Source organism: Microbacterium sp. AG238 (assembly GCF_003610405.1).
Classification (GTDB): Bacteria; Actinomycetota; Actinomycetes; order Actinomycetales; family Microbacteriaceae; genus Microbacterium.
On record NZ_RAQC01000005.1, the window covers coordinates 1 to 5,712 of the forward strand.

3 rRNA genes are annotated in these 5,712 nt (G+C 55.3%); all 3 read left to right on the forward strand.

The annotated features are described in order from the left end of the window. Window positions 1-486 precede the first annotated feature (486 nt). The 3 genes from DEU36_RS15970 (at window position 487) to rrf (ending at window position 5,703) form a co-directional block, all read left to right on the forward strand. A 16S ribosomal RNA gene (locus DEU36_RS15970) occupies window positions 487-2,006 on the forward strand. A 374-nt stretch (window positions 2,007-2,380) separates the two neighbouring features. Next, window positions 2,381-5,487, forward strand: a 23S ribosomal RNA gene (locus DEU36_RS15975). Between the two features lie 99 nt (window positions 5,488-5,586). Beyond that, window positions 5,587-5,703: ribosomal RNA gene (gene rrf / locus DEU36_RS15980) — 5S ribosomal RNA — on the forward strand. Together the 16S, 23S and 5S rRNA genes form the textbook arrangement of a ribosomal RNA operon. The last annotated feature ends 9 nt before the right edge of the window (window positions 5,704-5,712 follow it).

The following is a 5,712-nucleotide window of genomic DNA, read 5'->3' on the forward strand; positions in this document are numbered from 1 at the left end:
GCGACACGCCCGGGATGTCGCGCCGCTTTGCCACGATGCCGGGAGCCGCGTAACTTATTACTTGTTCGCCCCACAGGGAAGAGCGAGAGGGCCGGAAGGTCCCGCCTCCCTCAAGCGGAGAACAACCCGAAACAGACGCTTCCGAGCGTCGCAGGTCGATGGCCTGCCACAGGGTCCCCATCACACCTCCACACCACACTCGGTCTCCGGGTCTGGTTCTGGAACAGGCCGTGGTGGGGTATGGTTGTGAAGTTGCCCTCTGGGCTGGCTGTGAGGTCAGTTGGGGGAGCGTCCGATCCTTGAGAACTCAACAGCGTGCACTTGTCAAATGCCAAATAACCTCGACTCCACTTCGGTGGGGTGAGATTCCTTTGGATCAAAGACCTTCCTTCGGGGAGGCAATGGATAGTCAGCAATGATTTATCTCTTTGGTCAGCATCAAACTCGCTGCTCTGGTCTTTTTCCGACTGGTCGCAGCAAATTTTCTTTACGGAGAGTTTGATCCTGGCTCAGGATGAACGCTGGCGGCGTGCTTAACACATGCAAGTCGAACGGTGAAGCAGAGCTTGCTCTGTGGATCAGTGGCGAACGGGTGAGTAACACGTGAGCAATCTGCCCCTGACTCTGGGATAAGCGCTGGAAACGGCGTCTAATACCGGATACGAGCTGCGACCGCATGGTCAGTAGCTGGAAAGAATTTCGGTCAGGGATGAGCTCGCGGCCTATCAGCTTGTTGGTGAGGTAATGGCTCACCAAGGCGTCGACGGGTAGCCGGCCTGAGAGGGTGACCGGCCACACTGGGACTGAGACACGGCCCAGACTCCTACGGGAGGCAGCAGTGGGGAATATTGCACAATGGGCGAAAGCCTGATGCAGCAACGCCGCGTGAGGGATGACGGCCTTCGGGTTGTAAACCTCTTTTAGCAGGGAAGAAGCGAAAGTGACGGTACCTGCAGAAAAAGCGCCGGCTAACTACGTGCCAGCAGCCGCGGTAATACGTAGGGCGCAAGCGTTATCCGGAATTATTGGGCGTAAAGAGCTCGTAGGCGGTCTGTCGCGTCTGCTGTGAAAACCCGAGGCTCAACCTCGGGCCTGCAGTGGGTACGGGCAGACTAGAGTGCGGTAGGGGAGATTGGAATTCCTGGTGTAGCGGTGGAATGCGCAGATATCAGGAGGAACACCGATGGCGAAGGCAGATCTCTGGGCCGTAACTGACGCTGAGGAGCGAAAGGGTGGGGAGCAAACAGGCTTAGATACCCTGGTAGTCCACCCCGTAAACGTTGGGAACTAGTTGTGGGGTCCATTCCACGGATTCCGTGACGCAGCTAACGCATTAAGTTCCCCGCCTGGGGAGTACGGCCGCAAGGCTAAAACTCAAAGGAATTGACGGGGACCCGCACAAGCGGCGGAGCATGCGGATTAATTCGATGCAACGCGAAGAACCTTACCAAGGCTTGACATATAGAGGAAACGTCTGGAAACAGTCGCCCCGCAAGGTCTCTATACAGGTGGTGCATGGTTGTCGTCAGCTCGTGTCGTGAGATGTTGGGTTAAGTCCCGCAACGAGCGCAACCCTCGTTCTATGTTGCCAGCACGTAATGGTGGGAACTCATGGGATACTGCCGGGGTCAACTCGGAGGAAGGTGGGGATGACGTCAAATCATCATGCCCCTTATGTCTTGGGCTTCACGCATGCTACAATGGCCGGTACAAAGGGCTGCAATACCGTGAGGTGGAGCGAATCCCAAAAAGCCGGTCCCAGTTCGGATTGAGGTCTGCAACTCGACCTCATGAAGTCGGAGTCGCTAGTAATCGCAGATCAGCAACGCTGCGGTGAATACGTTCCCGGGTCTTGTACACACCGCCCGTCAAGTCATGAAAGTCGGTAACACCTGAAGCCGGTGGCCCAACCCTTGTGGAGGGAGCCGTCGAAGGTGGGATCGGTAATTAGGACTAAGTCGTAACAAGGTAGCCGTACCGGAAGGTGCGGCTGGATCACCTCCTTTCTAAGGAGCATCTGACTCTTCGGAGTCCAGAACCCAGTTCGAAGGCACATGTTCTTCGCTGGGAGCTCATGGGTGGAACATTTGACATGGTGCGAAGGATGAGGTTCTTCTCTAGTACGCCGCTTGCGGTGGGAACGGGGAGGGTTTCGGGTGTCGCACCTGCACGCTGTTGGGTCCTGAGGGACCGGATGAGAGTCCGCAACCTCTGGGCCTTTTCTTCATGCTGCCTGGGTGGCATGTGGGGAGGGTACCGCCCGTACTTTGAGAACTACACAGTGGACGCGAGCATCTTCGATGCGACACCTTCGGGTGTTGTGTCGTGAAGATGATCTTAAAGATCATTAGTCAATTTTTTGACGATTCAACTCATGTGATTTCAAGTCTTTAAGAGCAAACGGTGGATGCCTTGGCATCTGGAGCCGAAGAAGGACGTAGCAATCTGCGATAAGCCTCGGGGAGTGGATAAGCACACTGTGATCCGAGGGTGTCCGAATGGGGAAACCCCGCTGGGCGGCGTGCCGACCTAGTGACTCCCGCCTGAATATATAGGGCGGGTAGAGGGAACGTGGGGAAGTGAAACATCTCAGTACCCACAGGAAGAGAAAGCAACAGCGATTCCGTTAGTAGTGGCGAGCGAAACCGGATCAGGCTAAACCTTGCGTGTGTGATAGCCGGCAGGCGTTGCACGTTGGGGGTTGTGGGACTTTTCTGATCATTCTGCCGAGTGGTCGACGTTACAAGAAGGTATAGACGAACAGGTTTGAATGCCTGGTCATAGAGGGTGCGAACCCCGTAGTCGAAATGCTTCTCTTGGCGTGAAGAGTATCCCAAGTAGCACGGGGCCCGAGAAATCCCGTGTGAATCTGTCAGGACCACCTGATAAGCCTAAATACTCCCAGATGACCGATAGCGGACAAGTACCGTGAGGGAAAGGTGAAAAGTACCCCGGGAGGGGAGTGAAATAGTACCTGAAACCGTTTGCTTACAAACCGTTGGAGCCTCCTTAGTAGGGGTGACAGCGTGCCTTTTGAAGAATGAGCCTGCGAGTTAGCGATACGTGGCGAGGTTAACCCGTGTGGGGTAGCCGTAGCGAAAGCGAGTCTGAATAGGGCGATTCAGTCGCGTGTCCTAGACCCGAAGCGAAGTGATCTATCCATGGCCAGGTTGAAGCGACGGTAAGACGTCGTGGAGGACCGAACCCACTTAGGTTGAAAACTGAGGGGATGAGCTGTGGATAGGGGTGAAAGGCCAATCAAACTTCGTGATAGCTGGTTCTCTCCGAAATGCATTTAGGTGCAGCGTTGCGTGTTTCTTGCCGGAGGTAGAGCTACTGGATGGCCGATGGGCCCTACAAGGTTACTGACGTCAGCCAAACTCCGAATGCCGGTAAGTGAGAGCGCAGCAGTGAGACTGTGGGGGATAAGCTTCATAGTCGAGAGGGAAACAACCCAGACCACCAACTAAGGTCCCAAAGCGCGTGCTAAGTGGGAAAGGATGTGGAGTTGCTGTGACAACCAGGAGGTTGGCTTAGAAGCAGCCACCCTTGAAAGAGTGCGTAATAGCTCACTGGTCAAGTGATTCCGCGCCGACAATGTAACGGGGCTCAAGCACGCCACCGAAGTTGTGGCATTGACATTATTGGTAGGCCTTCGTGGTCCAGCCGTGTTGATGGGTAGGAGAGCGTCGTGTGGCCAGCGAAGCGGCGGTGTGAACCAGCCGTGGAGGCTACACGAGTGAGAATGCAGGCATGAGTAGCGAAAGACGTGTGAGAAACACGTCCTCCGAAAGACCAAGGGTTCCAGGGTCAAGCTAATCTTCCCTGGGTAAGTCGGGACCTAAGGCGAGGCCGACAGGCGTAGTCGATGGACAACGGGTTGATATTCCCGTACCGGCGAAGAACCGCCCAAGCTAATCCAGTGGTGCTAAGAGTCCTAACCCGGGCTTAGTTGATCCCTTCGGGGTGAGACGGTCCGGTCTAACGCTCGACCCCATGCTGGTGCGGCTAGCGTATTAACAGGTGTGACGCAGGAAGGTAGCCCAACCCGGGCGATGGTTGTCCCGGGGCAAGTGCGTAGGCCGAGTCATAGGCAAATCCGTGACTCATACAGGCTGAGACACGATGCGGATAAAAAGTGGGTGATCCTATGCTGCCGAGAAAAGCATCGACGCGAGGTTCTAGCTGCCCGTACCCCAAACCGACTCAGGTGGTCAGGTAGAGAATACCAAGGAGATCGAGAGAATCGTGGTTAAGGAACTCGGCAAAATGCCCCCGTAACTTCGGGAGAAGGGGGGCCTTCCACTTATTAGGATTTACTCCGAAAGGGTGTGGAGGCCGCAGAGACTAGTGGGTAGCGACTGTTTACTAAAAACACAGGTCCGTGCCAAGTCGCAAGACGATGTATACGGACTGACGCCTGCCCGGTGCTGGAAGGTTAAGAGGACCGGTTAGCCGCAAGGCGAAGCTGAGAATTTAAGCCCCAGTAAACGGCGGTGGTAACTATAACCATCCTAAGGTAGCGAAATTCCTTGTCGGGTAAGTTCCGACCTGCACGAATGGCGTAACGACTTCCCAACTGTCTCAACCGCGAACTCGGCGAAATTGCACTACGAGTAAAGATGCTCGTTACGCGCAGCAGGACGGAAAGACCCCGTGACCTTTACTACAGCTTGGTATTGGTGTTCGGTGTGGCTTGTGTAGGATAGGTGGGAGACTTTGAAGCGGTGACGCCAGTTACCGTGGAGTCATTGTTGAAATACCACTCTGGTCACTCTGGATATCTAACTTCGAACCGTAATCCGGTTCAGGGACAGTGCCTGGTGGGTAGTTTAACTGGGGCGGTTGCCTCCCAAAAAGTAACGGAGGCGCCCAAAGGTTCCCTCAACCTGGTTGGCAATCAGGTGGCGAGTGTAAGTGCACAAGGGAGCTTGACTGTGAGACTGACAGGTCGAGCAGGGACGAAAGTCGGGACTAGTGATCCGGCAGTGGCTTGTGGAAGCGCTGTCGCTCAACGGATAAAAGGTACCTCGGGGATAACAGGCTGATCTTGCCCAAGAGTCCATATCGACGGCATGGTTTGGCACCTCGATGTCGGCTCGTCGCATCCTGGGGCTGGAGTAGGTCCCAAGGGTTGGGCTGTTCGCCCATTAAAGCGGTACGCGAGCTGGGTTTAGAACGTCGTGAGACAGTTCGGTCCCTATCCGCTGCGCGCGTAGGAAATTTGAGAGGATCTGACCCTAGTACGAGAGGACCGGGTTGGACGAACCTCTGGTGTGCCAGTTGTTCCGCCAGGAGCACCGCTGGTTAGCTACGTTCGGGATGGATAACCGCTGAAAGCATCTAAGCGGGAAGCCGGCCTCAAGATGAGATTTCCATGCCTTCGGGCGAGAGGCTCCCAGCTAGACTACTGGGTTGATAGGCCGGATGTGGAAGCGTGGTAACACGTGAAGCTGACCGGTACTAATAAGCCGATGACTTGATAACACACCGTTTTTGGTGCTTGCGTCCACTGAGTGGTTCTCGATGTACGGTCGAGAACCGCATAACGATCAATCGTTGTGCAGACTGAAACATCAATAGTGTTTCGGCGGCCATAGCGTGAGGGAAACGCCCGGTTACATTCCGAACCCGGAAGCTAAGCCTCACAGCGCCGATGGTACTGCAGGGGGGACCCTGTGGGAGAGTAGGACACCGCCGGACTTCTTTCGT